The 14,924-nt window shown below is 71.3% G+C and carries 10 protein-coding genes; 9 read left to right on the top strand and 1 reads right to left on the bottom strand.

Annotation, left to right across the window (positions count from 1 at the left end; genetic code table 11):
• The first annotated feature begins 82 nt into the window (after positions 1 to 82).
• The 9 genes from galE (at position 83) to G6R24_RS00010 (ending at position 14,117) form a co-directional block, all read left to right on the top strand.
• Positions 83 to 1,126 (top strand): UDP-glucose 4-epimerase GalE, encoded by a 1,044-nt coding sequence (galE, locus tag G6R24_RS00050; RefSeq protein WP_163546970.1) that lies wholly within the window; start codon positions 83 to 85, stop codon positions 1,124 to 1,126.
• Entirely contained in the window at positions 1,126 to 2,679 is a 1,554-nt protein-coding gene (locus G6R24_RS00045) for a UDP-glucose dehydrogenase family protein (RefSeq protein WP_225437888.1), read from the top strand. The genes galE and G6R24_RS00045 overlap by 1 nt, the downstream gene beginning before the upstream one ends.
• A 105-nt stretch (positions 2,680 to 2,784) precedes the next feature.
• Complete coding sequence (gene hisS, locus G6R24_RS00040; RefSeq protein WP_163546968.1) at positions 2,785 to 4,134, top strand: histidine--tRNA ligase; 1,350 nt, start codon at positions 2,785 to 2,787, stop codon at positions 4,132 to 4,134.
• A gap of 447 nt (positions 4,135 to 4,581) precedes the next feature.
• A complete protein-coding gene (thyX, locus tag G6R24_RS00035) occupies positions 4,582 to 5,400 on the top strand; it encodes an FAD-dependent thymidylate synthase (RefSeq protein ID WP_391530155.1) in 819 nt (272 codons plus the stop codon).
• Between the two features lie 88 nt (positions 5,401 to 5,488).
• Positions 5,489 to 7,195 carry a hypothetical protein gene (locus G6R24_RS00030; RefSeq protein ID WP_225437903.1) on the top strand — a complete coding sequence of 569 codons (1,707 nt, stop codon included), beginning with the start codon at positions 5,489 to 5,491 and terminating at the stop codon, positions 7,193 to 7,195.
• 590 nt (positions 7,196 to 7,785) lie between these two features.
• The gene (gene dapA, locus G6R24_RS00025) at positions 7,786 to 8,745 is read left to right on the top strand and encodes a 4-hydroxy-tetrahydrodipicolinate synthase (protein WP_175084806.1); all 960 of its coding nucleotides are present in this window, start codon (positions 7,786 to 7,788) and stop codon (positions 8,743 to 8,745) included.
• Positions 8,742 to 10,427 carry a ribonuclease J gene (locus tag G6R24_RS00020; protein WP_163546964.1) on the top strand — a complete coding sequence of 562 codons (1,686 nt, stop codon included), beginning with the start codon at positions 8,742 to 8,744 and terminating at the stop codon, positions 10,425 to 10,427. The genes dapA and G6R24_RS00020 overlap by 4 nt, the downstream gene beginning before the upstream one ends.
• Before the next feature lie 282 nt (positions 10,428 to 10,709).
• The gene (locus G6R24_RS00015; protein WP_225437886.1) at positions 10,710 to 13,151 is read left to right on the top strand and encodes an FtsK/SpoIIIE family DNA translocase; all 2,442 of its coding nucleotides are present in this window, start codon (positions 10,710 to 10,712) and stop codon (positions 13,149 to 13,151) included.
• Between the two features lie 114 nt (positions 13,152 to 13,265).
• Positions 13,266 to 14,117 carry a helix-turn-helix domain-containing protein gene (locus G6R24_RS00010; RefSeq protein ID WP_163546962.1) on the top strand — a complete coding sequence of 284 codons (852 nt, stop codon included), beginning with the start codon at positions 13,266 to 13,268 and terminating at the stop codon, positions 14,115 to 14,117.
• A 13-nt stretch (positions 14,118 to 14,130) separates the two neighbouring features.
• Here the strand turns inward: G6R24_RS00010 and G6R24_RS00005 are convergent.
• Positions 14,131 to 14,924, bottom strand: a 794-nt coding sequence (locus G6R24_RS00005; RefSeq protein ID WP_163546960.1) for an HNH endonuclease signature motif containing protein, incomplete at its 5' end; no start/stop codon positions are given.

Genomic DNA, 14,924 nt, shown 5'->3' with positions numbered 1-14,924 from the left:
TCCCGGTTCCGGCTGGCCGGACGTCGGCCGCCGAGATGTCGACGACGAGGGTGCCAGCGGCGTGGATGAAGGGGGCGCGACGATGACGTCGACGCAGGCCACCAGAACGGTCCTGGTCACCGGGGCGACGGGATTCATCGGTTCGCACACCTGTGTGGACCTGCTGGCCGCGGGACACCGGGTGATCGGGGTCGACAACTTCCTCAACTCCTCGCCCCGGGTGCTCGACCGGATTGGCAAGATCGCCGATCGTGAACTCGACTTCGTCCGCCTCGACGTGCGGGACCGGGCCGCCCTCGACGAACTGTTCCGCCGCCAGCCGATCGACGCGGTGGTGCACTTCGCCGCGCGCAAGGCGGTCGGCGAGTCGGTCGAGATGCCGCTGGCCTACTACGACTCCAACGTGGGCGCGACCCTCGGCCTGCTGCACGTGATGGGCGAACACGGCGTGCGGGACCTGGTCTTCTCCTCGTCCTGCGCCATCCACGGCACGGTCGACAAGGTGCCGATCACCGAGGACGCGCCGGCTCGTCCGACGAACCCGTACTCGCGCACGAAGTGGATCTGCGAGCAGATCCTCGCCGACCTGTGCGTCGCGGACCCGCGCTGGCACATCACCTCGCTGCGGTACTTCAACCCGGTCGGTGCGCACCCGTCCGGCCTGCTCGGCGAGGACCCGCGCGGCGTGCCGAACAACGTGATGCCCTACATCGCGCAGGTCGCGGTGGGACGCCGCGCCGAACTGTCCGTCTTCGGGGACGACTACCCGACCCCGGACGGCACCGGTGTGCGCGACTACATCCACGTGGTCGACCTGGCCCACGGCCACCGCCTCGCCCTGGACCACCTTCGCGATGTCGCCGGGCACCGGGTCATCAACCTGGGCACCGGCCAGGGGACATCCGTCCTGGAACTGCTCGCGGCCTTCTCCGCGGCCTGCGGACGAGAACTGCCCCGGCGCATCATGGCGCGCCGCGCCGGGGACGTCGCCGCCCTGGTGGCCGACCCGACGCTCGCCCGCGAGGCGCTTGGCTGGACGGCGCGCCACGACGTCGCCCAGATGTGCCGGGACGCCTGGGAGTTCCAGCGCCTCAACCCGACCGGATATGACGACGAGGGAGCCTGATGACCACGCCGGAGCGCCCTGACCAGGCAGCGGACCGCACGTCCCGACCGCGCCTGACGGTCGTCGGAACCGGATATCTCGGCGCCACCCATGCCGTCTGCATGGCGGAGCTGGGATTCGAGGTACTCGCGGTCGACGTCGACCAGTCGAAGATCGAGCGGCTGTCCGCGGGCGAGATCCCGTTCTTCGAGCCCGATCTCGCCGACCTGCTACGGGCGAACCTGGCCACCGGTCGGCTGCGTTTCACCACCTCCTTCGAGGAGATCGCCGCGTTCGGCGACGTCCACTTCGTCTGCGTCGGCACTCCGCAGCAGGCCGGCGGCAACGGCGCGGACCTGAGCCACCTCAACGCCGCGATCGAGCGGCTGGCACCGCTGCTGACCCGTCCCTGCCTGGTCGTCGGCAAGTCCACGGTGCCCGCAGGCACCGCCGCCGGCATCGCCCAGACGCTGGCCAGGCTCGCCCCCGCCAACCACACCAACGGCGCCGCCGCCGGGACGAACGGCGCCGCCGCCGGCTCGAGCAGCGCCGCCGCCGCGCTCGGAGGCGTCCAGCTGGCCTGGAACCCGGAGTTCCTGCGGGAGGGTTTCGCGGTCGCCGACACCCTGCGACCGGACCGGCTGGTCTTCGGTGTGGCCTCGCCGGCCGCCGAAGGCGCGCTGCGGGCCGCGTTCGCCCCGGTGATCGCCCAGGGCGTCCCGGTGATCGTGACCGACTACGCCACCGCCGAACTGGTCAAGACCGCGGCCAACTCGTTCCTCGCGACGAAGATCTCCTTCATCAACGCGATGGCCGAGGTGTGTGAGGCCGTCGACGCCGATGTGCTGACGCTGGCCGAGGCGCTGTCCCACGATGTGCGCATCGGCGGGAACTTCCTGCGGCCCGGGGTGGGCTTCGGAGGTGGCTGCCTGCCCAAGGACATCCGCGCCTTCCAGGCCCGGGCCGATGAGCTCGGCGTCGGTGTCGCGCTGCGGTTTCTGGGCGAGATCGACGAGATCAACAACCGTCGGCGCGACCGGGTCGTCGAACTGCTGGCCGCGGCCCTCGACGGCACGCTCGCGCACCGTCGGCTGCTCGTGCTCGGCGCCGCGTTCAAACCGAACTCCGACGACGTGCGGGACTCACCCGCCCTCGCCGTGGCCGACCTGTTGGCCCGCACCGGCGCGCAGGTCACCGTCGTCGACCCGGTGGCCACGCATAACGCCCGCCGGGCGCTGCCGACGGTCGCCTACAGCGACCGGGTCGAGGACAGCGTGGTCACCGGGGCGGACGCGGTCGTGCTGCTCACCGAATGGCGGCAGTTCGCCGAGCTTGACCCGGCCAGGCTGGGCCCGCTGATGCGTCGCCGGGTGGTCATCGACGCCCGGCACGCCCTGGACGGCGACCGCTGGCGGCAGGCCGGCTGGGTCTACCTGGCGCCCGGCCGGCCGACCGGGGTCATCCCCACCGGCGTCCCGGCCCAGTGGCCGGTGCCGACGTCCGCCGCGTCGACACCGCCCGCGCAGGTCGCCGCGGCCACCCGGATGCCGGCCCACGCGCCACAGGTCGGCTAGGGCGATCGGCTGATCGGCCGCCGGCGGCCGGTCGCCGGCGGGCCGGGGATGGCCGGCCGCAGCGGGGATCCCCGAGATGTGGATATCCACCGGTAGGGTACGAGGATGGTCCAGGAGAACGTGGCGGCGCCCGGCGACGCGCCGATCGTGCGGCCCCTGCCCATCAGCGGCTTTCCCGAGTGGTTGCCCGAGGTCCGGGTCATCGAACAGCGCTGGCTCGACACGATCCGGCGGATCTTCGAGAGCTACGGGTTCTGCTCGGTGGAGACACCCTCGGTCGAGGCCCTCGACGTGCTGATGGCCAAGGGGGAGACCTCGCAGGAGGTCTACGCCCTGCGCCGGCTGCAGGCCGACGCCGACGACGACAGCGCCCGGCTCGGTCTGCACTTCGACCTCACCGTGCCGTTCGCCCGGTACGTCGCCGCGCACTTCAACGAGCTCGTCTTTCCGTTCAAGCGGTACCAGACGCAGCGGGTGTGGCGGGGCGAGCGGCCCCAGGAGGGCCGGTTCCGCGAGTTCACCCAGTGCGACATCGACGTCATCAACGTCGACCGGATGCCGTTGCACTTCGACGCCGAACTGCCGCGGATCGTGCACGAGGTGCTCACCACCCTGGGTGTCCCACCGTGGACCCTCAACATCAACAACCGGAAGGTTCTGCAGGGTTTCTACGAGGGGCTCGGCGTCGCCGACCCGCTCGCGGTGATCCGCATCGTCGACCGGATGGACAAGATCGGCCGGGTCGGGGTCGGTGACCTGCTCGCGACGCGGGCCGGTCTCGCCCCGGACCAGGTCCAGGCCTGCCTGGACCTCGCCGCGATCCGGGTGGCCTCCGACGCCGAGGTGGTCGAGCGGGTTCGGGAGCTGCGGGTCAAGTCGGATCTGCTCGACGAAGGCCTGGATGAGCTCGCCGCCGTACTGGCCGACCTGGCCGACCTGCCCGCCGGCAGCGTGGTCGCCGACCTGTCGATCGCCCGCGGCCTCGACTACTACACCGGCACCGTCTACGAGGCGAAGTTCGTGGACTGGCCGGACTTCGGCAGCATCTGCTCCGGTGGGCGCTACGAGAACCTGGCCGGTTCGTTCATCCGCCGCAGCCTGCCCGGCGTCGGCATCTCGATCGGTCTGACCCGTATCTTCGCGAAGCTGCTCGCCGAGGGGCTGCTGACGCTGGGCCCGGCAAGTCCCGCCGATGTGCTCGTCGTCATCCCGTCGGCGGCCCGCCGGGCGGCGGCGCTGTCCACCGCGGCGCAGCTGCGCGGGCGTGGCCTGCGGGTGGAGACCTACCACCAGCCCGACAAGCTGGCCAAACAGGTCCGGTACGCGGTGCGCAAGGGCATCGGCCACGTCTGGTTCCCTCCGTTCGACGACGGCCGTGACCACGAGGTCAAGAATCTGACCACCGGCGACCAGACCACCGCCGACCCGACCGGATGGACGCCGCCGAGCGCCTGAACCGATCTGGCCGATCTGGCCGATCTGGCCGGTCGGCAGGTCGGTCGGCCCGGATGCGCGCGGCGGGGATGCCGCCGCGCCATCGCGGGAGGGCCGCCCACCGCCGCGGGCCCGGTGGCCGGGGGGTGACGGGGGCGAAGACCCCCGGCCAGGCCGGGTCTCGCCGCGGGTGCGGGCGATGCGGACACCTGCCGTTTGGGGAGCGGCGAGGCGTCCATCTCCGGTGTACCACGCGTCGCGGGGGGCCCAACCGTCGCGCGTCGATCGCGTGACCGGACGGGTAAGTGGATGCCGACACCGGCCCGCTTGGGCGATTGCTGGCCGGCTCGGCGCATTGCTGGCCCTGATCGACGGATTGCCGGACGCTCGACCGGATGCGGCGGTTCGCGGGGTGACGCCAGCGTCTACCGTTGGGAGGTCCGTGCCCGATCCCGGGTCGCGGGTCGGATGGAGGTGGCAGTGTCGCAGCCGGCAGCCGAACCGGTGCCCGGGTCGGAGTCCAGGGACGGCGCCGTACCAGCGCCGGACCACCCGCGGGTCCAGGTGATCGCGAAGACGGAGTTCCTCCCACCGTCGGACGTCCCCTGGAGCACCGATGCCGACGGTGGTCAGGCGCTGGCCGAGTTCGCCGGCCGGGCCTGCTACCAGAGCTGGAGCAAGCCGAACCCGGCGACCGCGACGAACGCCGGCTACCTGCGCCACATCCTTGACGTCGGGCACCTGTCGGTCCTGGAACACGGCACCGTCACGCTCTACGTCACCGGGGTGTCCCGCAGCCTCACCCACGAGCTGGTCCGCCACCGGCACTTCTCCTACAGCCAGCTGTCGCAGCGCTACGTCCCCGAGCGGGACGCCGCCGTCGTCGAACCCGAGGTGGTCGCCGCCGACCCGGCGCTGCACGCGCTGTTCCAGCGGGCCACGGCCGCCTCCCTGGCCGCCTACGGTGAACTGTTGGAAGGCCTGGAGAAGCACTTCGCCGACGTCTCCGCGCCGACCTCCAGGCGTAAGCAGGCCCGCCAGGCAGCCCGTTCGGTGCTGCCGAACGCGACCGAGACGCGGATCGTGGTCACCGGCAACTACCGGGCCTGGCGGCACTTCATCGCGATGCGGGCCAGCGAGCACGCCGACGTGGAGATCCGCGGCCTGGCCGTGACGATCCTGCGGGAGCTGCAGGCCGTGGCGCCGAACGTGTTCGCCGACTTCCGCATCTCCACCCTCGACGACGGCACCGAGGTCGCCTCCAGCCCGCTGGTCGGCGAGGGCTGACCACCCGCGGCCCGCTCGCCGGTCCAGGTTGACCCACGGTGAGGGAACGCGCCGTTCAAGTCAGGTAATGTCCTGACTTGTGGCAGGCATGCCTGGTGGTGCGAGCGGCGCGGGCGGGCGGCCTGGTCTCGGGCGGCCGTGGCGGTGGCGTCGACGCGACGACGCCGCCCACGCCTCGGTGCTCGACCTCACCGACGTCGACGAGGTCACGATGACCCTGCTCGCCCCACCCCCGCGCTACCAGGGGCTGCGGCGCCGGGTCGTCGACCAGTTCACGCTGGTCAGCGCCAACCGCTGCCGGCTGGCCCGGTCGGTCAACTGGGGTCCGCTGGACGAGGTGCTCACCGAGATCGTCCCGGCCACCGGGGCCGGCCGCGTCGACACGTCCGGTCGGCTCCCCGCCGAGGTCAGCGTCCTGGTGCCGGTCTCGACCCTGTCCAAACGCGCCCTGGTGGCCTTCGACCTCGTCGGTCCGGGCGGCACCGACGCCCATCTGATGCCGTACGGCACCTCCGTCGCGGTACAGGGCAACCTGGTCGCGCGGCTCGCCGACGCGGCCGGCGTCCCCCTGGAGATGCCGGCACGCCGCGTCGTGGACGCGATCTCGCGCTTTCGGCCCGGCCGGCTCTCGGGTAACTATCCGGTCCTGCTTCCCCCCGCCGGTCGGCCGGTGCGTCCGGACGCCCTCGAGGCCTACCTCGCCCTCGAGGCCGACCTCGACGTACCGCGGCCGCGGCTGGCCCGCTGGGGCGAACTCGTCGCCGACACCGAGCGGGTGCTCGCGACCGCGTTGGCGGAGCCGTTCGACGCGCTGAGCAGCGCCGAGACCCTGCTGCTCGCGGTCGGTGAGCTCTGGCGTGACCCGGACGTCCCCGACGGGCTCGATCCGGACGCGATCGAGGGCTATCTCGGCGCGTTCGTCACCTGGGTCGACGCGCTGGTGCTGGCCGGCCCGCCCGCCGAGCCGGTGCTGACCACCGTCGCGGAGTACGGCCGGCGCTGGGAGGCGCTGGCAGCCATCACCGTGGACCCGTACCGACCGTTCCTGATCAAGTCGAGCGAGGAACTGCGGACCGTTCTGGTACGCGGTCGTGCGGTACCCGGTGGGCCTGGTCCCGGTGGGGGCGCTGGCGGGTCCGGGGTCGCCCGGTGGTCGGCGCGCTGGCGGGCCGCGCTGCGCCCCGCGGCGCTGATCGATGTCGACTCCGCCGGCACCGGCAGCTACCACGTCAGCATCGGCACCGACGACACGTCCATCGAACTGGACACTCCGGTGATGGTCGACCAGTTCGGCGATCCGGTCGGCCGCACCTACATCGAGGACCTACAACGCAACCGGGAGGTCTTCGCCTTCTACACCACCGACGCCCGCCGCCCGCCGCGATCTCGGCTGGTGGTCCGGCTCAGCGTGTCGGCGGACGTCAGCCGGGTGACCGCGGGGGTCGGTCTGCTGATGCTGCTCACCGTCGTGGTGTCGGTGCTACCGATCGATCTCGCCCCGGACGCGGTCGCTGTGATCACCCTTCCGTCGTCGTTCGCGGCGACGCTGCTGCTCACCCGCGAGCGCTCCAGCCTGGCCGCGTGGGTGCTCGGCCCGGCGAAGACAGCCCTGCTCATGCTGCTGGTCGCCCTGTCCGTGCTGGCCGGTGCGCGGGCCGCCGGGTGGCGCGCCCCGGCGGAGGCCGGCTCGCTCTCGGGGGTGCGGGCGGGGGCGCTGGCGGCCCCGGTCGAGGTGTCGGCGGGGCCGCTCGGAGTGCCGCTGGCATCATCCGGGCCACGGATGGAGTCCGGATAACCGGTTGCCACCATCCTCGACCGGCTTCGTGGCGGTACTCTGAAGGCCCCCAAGCGGCTGACGGGACGGTGGCGGATGCCGAAGAACTACGGCCCGGGTGTTGCCCTTGGCGCATCACGGGCCGGCGGGCTGCGGTCGCTGGTACGTCTCGGGCGCCGGGAACTGTGGCAGCGGCTGGATCGCAACATGCTGGGTGCTGGCGGGCAGGGAGCCGACCGGGCGACCCGTTCGCCCGGTCGTGTACCCGGAGGGTCCGTGCGCGCTCACTGAACGTGAGATGCGTCGATCGTCCCCGGGGCGCGGCTCGGGGACGGGTCGGTGTTGCTCGCCTGCGGGCGGCCCGGGCTTCGTGGCTCGCCGCCGGCAGGTGCCCCATGGGCGTCCGTTGTGGGCGGACGCGCACCATGGGTGACACGCCGGTCTGGCCGGCGTGGCCGGCTCGATGGACGATGGGCCGGCCATCTGATGCGCGGATCGGTGTGTGCTCGAAGCGTGGACTGGTGGAGACGGTGAATGTGGGTTCGGTGGGCCGTGCGATGTGAGCCGGCCGGAAGAGACGATTGTCGGAGGTGCGCTCTAGCGTGACCGGTATGTCAGTGTTGCCGCCGGCGCCGTTCGGGCGCATGATCACGGCAATGATCACGCCGTTCGGGGCGGATGGTGCCCTGGACGAGGCGGGTGCCGCCGCGCTCGCGACCCACCTGGTCGAGGTGGGCAATGAGGCGCTCGTCGTCAACGGCACCACAGGCGAGTCGCCGACCACGAGCGACGCCGAGAAGACCCGGCTGATCCGGGTCGTCGCGGAGGCGGTCGGTGGGCGCGCCCGGGTGGTCGCCGGGGTCGGCACCAACGACACCGCGCACTCCGTCGAACTCGCCCGCGCCGCCGCGGCGGCCGGTGCTGACGGGCTGCTCGTGGTGGCGCCCTACTACAGTCGGCCACCGCAGGCGGGCCTGCTGCGCCACTTCACCCTCGTCGCCGACGCGACCGACCTGCCCGTCATGATCTATGACATCCCGGTCCGGACAGGAGTGCCGGTCGAATCCGAGACGCTGCTGCGTCTGGCTGAGCATCCACGGATCGTCGCCGTCAAGGACGCCAAGGACGACCTGGCCGCCTCCTCCCGAGTGCTGGCCCGTAGCGACCTGGCCTATTACGCCGGCACCGACGCGCTCACCCTGCCGCTGCTGTCGATCGGCGGCTGCGGAGTGATCAGCGTCGTGTCACATGTGGCGACCCGCGCCATCCGCACCATGATCGAGTCCTTCGCCGCGGGTGATGCCACCCGGGCCCGGGCACTGCACGAGGCACTACTGCCCGCTTTCGAGGGCATCTTCCGCAGCCAGGGGGTGATCCTCGCGAAGGCGGCGCTGGCGGCCGCGGGCCTGCCCGCTGGGCCGGTCCGCCCGCCCCTGGTCGACGCGACGCCCGCCGAGATCACCCAGTTGCGCGTCGACCTCGCTGCCGTGCCCGGCCTGGATGTCACCCTCGCGCCCGAATCAGCCCACGGCCATCGATATGCCGTCGTCGCAGCGGGAGAGTCCGCATGAGCCATCCGCACCCTGAGTACGGACCCCCGCCGGCGTTGCGCGCCGACGGTCTGCGCATCATCCCGCTCGGCGGGGTGGGCGAGATCGGTCGCAACATGACGGTCTTCGAACACGCCGGCCGGCTGTTGATCGTCGACTGCGGTGTCCTGTTCCCCGAGGACTTCCAGCCCGGCGTCGACCTGATCCTGCCGGACTTCACCGCCATTCGGGACCGTCTCCACGACATCGACGCGCTGATCCTCACCCACGCGCATGAGGACCACATCGGCGCCGTCCCCTACCTGTTGCGTGAACGTCGCGACATTCCGATCATCGGCACCCGGCTCACCCTGGCGCTGCTGACGGCCAAGCTCGCCGAGCACCGGATCAAGGCGGTCACGCAGGAGATCCGGGAGGAGGAGCGGCACAACTACGGCCCGTTCGAGTGCGAGTTCTTCGCGGTCAACCACTCGATTCCGGACGCCGTCGCCGTGGCCATCCGCACCGACGCCGGCCTCGTGCTGCACACCGGCGACTTCAAGATGGACCAGCTCCCCCTGGACGGGCGTCTGACCGACCTCGGCGGTTTCGCCCGGCTCGGCCGCGAAGGTGTCGACCTGCTGCTGTCCGACTCGACGAACGCCGAGGTCCCAGGGTTCGTCACCTCGGAGCGGGAGATCGCCCCCGTGCTCGACGGGGTGTTCCGGGACGCGACCAGGCGGATCATCGTCGCCTGCTTCTCCAGCCACGTGCACCGGGTGCAGCAGGTACTCGAGGCGGCCGAGGCGCATGGCCGTTCGGTGTGCTTCGTCGGGCGCTCGATGCTGCGCAACATGGGTGTCGCCCGTGACCTGGGGCTGCTGCGGGTGCCACCGGGTCTCGTCGTCGACCTGCGTGACCTCGATTCGCTGCCCGACCGCAACATCTGCCTGGTCTCCACCGGTTCGCAGGGTGAGCCGCTGTCGGCACTGTCGCGGATGGCCAACCGGGACCACCAGATCCGGATCGAGACCGGTGACACGGTCGTGCTCGCCTCCAGCCTCATCCCCGGCAACGAGAACGCCGTCTTCCGGGTCATCAACGGGCTCACCCGCCACGGTGCGCGGGTCGTCCACAAGGGCGTCGCCAAGGTCCACACCTCGGGCCACGCGCCGGCCGGTGAACTGCTGTACGTGCTGAACGCGACCAGGCCGTCCAACGTCATGCCCGTGCACGGCGAATGGCGTCACCTGCGCGCGCACGCCAAGCTCGCCGAGGCCACCGGCGTGCCCGCCGACCACGTCGTGCTCGCCGAGGACGGCATGGTCATCGACCTGCTCGACGGTCGGGCCCGGATCACCGGGGTGGTCCCCTGCGGTTATGTCTACGTCGACGGCGCCGCCGTCGGCGATGTCGGGGAGCCGAGCCTGAAGGACCGGCGCATCCTCGGCGAGGAGGGCTTCATCACGATCACCGTCGTGGTGGACGCCGCGGCCGGCAAGGTCGTCGTCGGGCCGGACATGTCGGCCCGCGGGTTCACCGATTCGCGTAGCACCTTCGACCCGGTGGCGAAACTCGTCGCAGACGCCCTCGCCGACGCGATGCGCACCGGTATGAACGACACCGCCGCGCTGCAGCAACTCGTGCGGCGGACCGTTGGCCGTTGGGTGAACGAGAACTACCGTCGCCGCCCCATGATCCTTCCGGTGGTGCTGGAGGTCTGAGCGGCGCGTGCCGCCGCACGCGCCGCGGCACGCCCGGTTCGTCGGGGTTGCAGTGACTAGGCCTCCTTCCTGTGTACCGTTTCGACGGTGGCCACACGGACTAGTGGCGCGCGGGCGCGTGCGCAGACGGGGACGGCCACGCCCCGACCTGGGGGCGGCGGACGTCAGGGCGGCAAGGCTCGCCCGCCAGCACGACCGGCGGTCCGGCCAGCCCGGCCTACCCGGCCGCCGCTGTCGTTGCTGATCGGGCAGGTTGTCGTACGCACCTGCTACCGGTCATGGATGTCGGTGGCGACGCTGCTCGGCACGGTGCTGCGGCACACCGGGCGCAATGCGCGCGATCTGCGCATCGACCCGGCCCACCGGCGGGACGGGCTGGGTCTGGCCGCCTTCGGCGGTGCGATCCTCGCCGTCGCCGCGGTGTGGTTCGCCGCCGGCGGGCCGGTCGGCGACTTCGTGGCCGGCACGCTTGAGCTGTTCGTCGGCGCCGGTGCCTGGATGCTGCCCCTGTTCGGTCTGGGCGCCGCCTGGCGGCTGGTCCGCTCGCCGACCGACCCCGACAGCCGCGGCCGTGTGGTGATCGGCTGGTCGGCGTTCGCGGTCGGCGCGCTCGGCGTGGTGCACATCGCTCGTGGCCTGCCGGATCTCGGTGACGGGCTGAGCCGGGTGCGGGGTGCCGGCGGCCTCGTCGGTCTGATCGGCGGGCTGCCCCTGGCCAGCGCCGTGACCCCCATGATCGCCGTCCCGCTGCTGGTACTGCTCGCGCTGTTCGGCGTCCTGGTGATCACCGCGACCCCGATTCGTCAGGTCCCGGAACGCCTGATCGCCCTCGTCGACCGGCTCACCGCCGGTGTCCGCGAGCCGCGTGCCGGCCAGGACCCCGAGCCCGAGGCCGACTACGACGAGGAGTTCCACGCCGCCCCCGCCGCCGCGGCTGTCTCCGCACCCGTCGAGGTGTACGACGTCGAGGCCGACCGGCCAGCCGGTCGCCGTGGCTCCCGGCGCCGTCAGCCAGCCCCCGACCCGGTGGCCGCCGCGTCCGCGGACGTCGGCCTGGATCTGTTCGGCGAGGTCGCCGGCCCCGAGGCCGACACCGGCTACGCCACACCGGAACCCGCCCAGCCCGCCGCGGCCGCCCCGGCGCCCAGCCCGCGTCGGCGGGAGCGGGCCGCGAAGGCGACCGCGGGTGCCGCCGACACGGCGACCGGCCTGCCTGCCGCCGCCGAACAGATCGAGTTCCTGGTGCCACCGGGCGAGGGCGACTACGTGCTGCCGTCCCCGACGTTGCTGCGGTCCGGGACACCGCCGAAGGTCCGTTCCGCGGCGACCGACACGGTGATCGCCTCGCTGACCGACGTGTTCGCCCAGTTCAAGGTCGACGCCCGGGTCACCGGCTTCACCCGCGGCCCGACAGTGACCCGTTACGAGGTCGAACTCGGCGCGGCGGTGAAGGTCGAACGCATCACCCAGCTGGGAAAGAACATCGCCTATGCCGTGAAGAGCCCGGACGTGCGGATCATCAGCCCGATCCCGGGCAAGAGCGCCGTCGGCGTCGAGATCCCGAACACCGACCGGGAGCTGGTGTCCCTCGGCGACGTGCTGCGCAGCGGTGAGGCGCTTGGCAACTCCCATCCGCTGGTCGTGGGCCTTGGCAAGGACATCGAGGGCGGCTACGTCCTGGCGAACCTCGCGAAGATGCCGCACATCCTCATCGCGGGCGCGACCGGCGCGGGCAAGTCGACCTGCATCAACACGCTGATCACGTCGGTGCTGGCCCGGGCGACCCCCGATCAGGTCCGGATGGTGCTGGTCGACCCCAAGCGCGTGGAGCTCACCAGCTACCAGGGCATCCCGCACCTGATCACCCCGATCATCACGAGCCCGAAGAAGGCCGCGGACGCGCTGCAGTGGGTCGTGAAGGAGATGGAGAACCGCTACGAGGACCTCGCCGCCTGCGGAGTACGTCATGTCGATGACTTCAACCGCAAGGTGCGCTCCGGCGAGATCGTCGCCCCGCCAGGTTCCGAGCGGGTGTACACCCCGTACCCGTACATCCTGACCATCGTCGACGAGCTGGCCGACCTGATGATGGTCGCCCCGCGCGACGTCGAGGACGCCATCTGCCGGATCACGGCGATGGCCCGCGCCGTCGGCATCCACCTGGTCCTCGCCACGCAGCGTCCCTCGGTGGACGTCGTCACCGGTCTGATCAAGGCGAACGTCCCGTCCCGCCTGGCGTTCGCGACCGCCTCCCTCGCGGACAGCCGCACCATCCTCGACCAGGCCGGCGCCGAGAAGCTCGTCGGCCTCGGCGACGCCCTGTTCCTGCCGATGGGCGCCGGTAAGCCGGCGCGCATCCAGGGCGCCTTCGTCTCCGAGGACGAGATCGCCGCCATCGTCGACCACACCAAGGAACAGGCCCCGCCCGCGTTCCGGGTGGACGTGTTCGATCCGGGCAGCGAGCCGAAGAAGGACATCGACGAGGAGATCGGCGATGACCTGGCCCTGTTCCTGCAAGCCGTGGAGCTCGTCGTCAGCACCCAGTTCGGCTCGACGTCGATGCTGCAGCGCAAACTGCGGGTCGGCTTCGCCAAGGCCGGCCGCCTGATGGACCTGATGGAAAGCCGCGGCATCGTCGGCGCCAGCGAGGGCTCCAAGGCCCGCGACGTGCTGGTCATGCCCGACGAACTGGAAGGCCTGCTCACCACCCTGCGAGCCGGCTGACTGGGGGAGCACGCCCGGGTGAGTCCGCTTTCAGCGCCGGGTCGGGAACCGTACACTCGCACCCGGGTGCCTCCACTGTAGTAGGCAGCAAACGGACGGTGCGGAGGTCGCGTCATGCAGTCCGTGGACGATCCGCAGCCGGCCAGCGCCGGCTCGCAGCTCGCCGCGGCCCGCCGCGAACGTGGCCTGACAGTCGACGAGGTCAGCGAGCGCACGCGGGTCCGGGTCGCGTTGATCGAAGAGATCGAGCGAGACGACTACGCGCACTGCGGCGGCACGGTGTACGCCCGTGGTCACCTCCGCAGCATCGCGACGACTCTGGGTCTTGAGCCCGGCCCAGTACTGGCCGCCTACGACGCAACCCATGAGTCGGTGGCCGGCCCGGTTCTCGTCGTCCCCCCGGGTGAGTTCGATCCGCTGCGCGGATCCTCCCGTGGCGGCGGCCGTACCTTCCGCTGGGGCACCGCCATGATTGTTTCTCTGCTGGCAGTGTGTCTGGTCGCCATCGTCATCCTCCTGTTGCCCGGTGGCGATTCGTCTGATTCGTCTGACTCTGCGCGCCAAGGTCAGCCGAGCACCCCAGCGAGCGAGCCCGCGGCCCCGCCGCCGTCGGCCAGTGCTCCGCCACCCACCACTCCCGCTCCTGCCGGGGTGAATCTCGTGCTGACCACTCCAGAAGCCCAGAGCTGGCTGGAGGTTCGCGACGATCAGAGTCACATTCTTCTCTCTCAGCTACTCCAGTCCGGAGATTCCCGCACAATCACCGCTCCCGGCGCACTGCGCATTCGGATGGGAAATGCCGGCGCTGTCGCCCTGTCCTGCAACGGCCGGGCACTCGGTTCTTCCGGCGGTGAGGGCCAGGTGGTCACGATCACCGTTAGCGCGGCGGACTCCGGCGGCTGTGAGGTAGGCGGCGGCGGTGGCTCGGCCGCGCTCGCCACCGCACCGTCGGCCAGCGTCAACTGACCTGTCAGCTGCGCTACGCCGTCAGCCCATATCGTTCTCCTTCGTCGAGAATGGCCGCGTCAAGGGTCGGGACGAGGACGGGCTGAGAACCGGAATCGCGATTCGCGGGCGGCGTGCCGAGAAGAACCCGGCCATCGGAAGCATGAACGGTAACCGTGCCGTCGTGGTCACGGCGAAGCGCAAGATTCTGGTCGTGGATGGCGCGATGATGCGTGCCGCAGACGAGCAACAGCCTTTCGATGTTCGTCTCACCGCCGTCAGCATGCCATTCATCCAGATGATGGATCTGCAGCCAGCGCGTGTGCTCGCAGGAGGGAAACCGACAGACGCCCTCGTCGCGGAGATACACGGCGTCACGAACTCTGCTGGTGGGTAGCCGGTTGCGCCGGCCCAGACGCAACGGGTTGTTCTCACGGTCGGTCAGCAACGCACGGATCATGCCGTCGCAGCCAAGCCGGCTGACCATGCCGGCCGGCAGTCCGACGGTCCAGCCGCCGACGGAAGCGAGACCAGCGGGAACCCGCCCTCGTGACGCCTGCGTCCTGCGTTCGGACTGCTCGCTGTTGCTGCGGTTCCGCGGAACATCCTGACCGGCGACGTCGGCCTTATCGCGCGCGGCCTCGGACGCCGTCTCGTCGGCGTGGGCGCTGCCCTCGTCCTCATCCGTCCCGGGAGCGGTGACGTGGACGTTGAACGTGTGTGGCGAGTTCTGGAGCTTCGGCGCCTGATGATGCAGGAACGCCTCGGCGAGCGAGATGAGGGCATCCGCGTCGCGGCTCTGGCCACGGCCCAATGGCCGTAGGTTAA

Source organism: Candidatus Frankia nodulisporulans, from assembly GCF_902806475.1.
GTDB lineage: Bacteria > Actinomycetota > Actinomycetes > Frankiales > Frankiaceae > Frankia > Frankia umida.
This window is presented reverse-complemented; position numbering and strand designations above follow the sequence as displayed.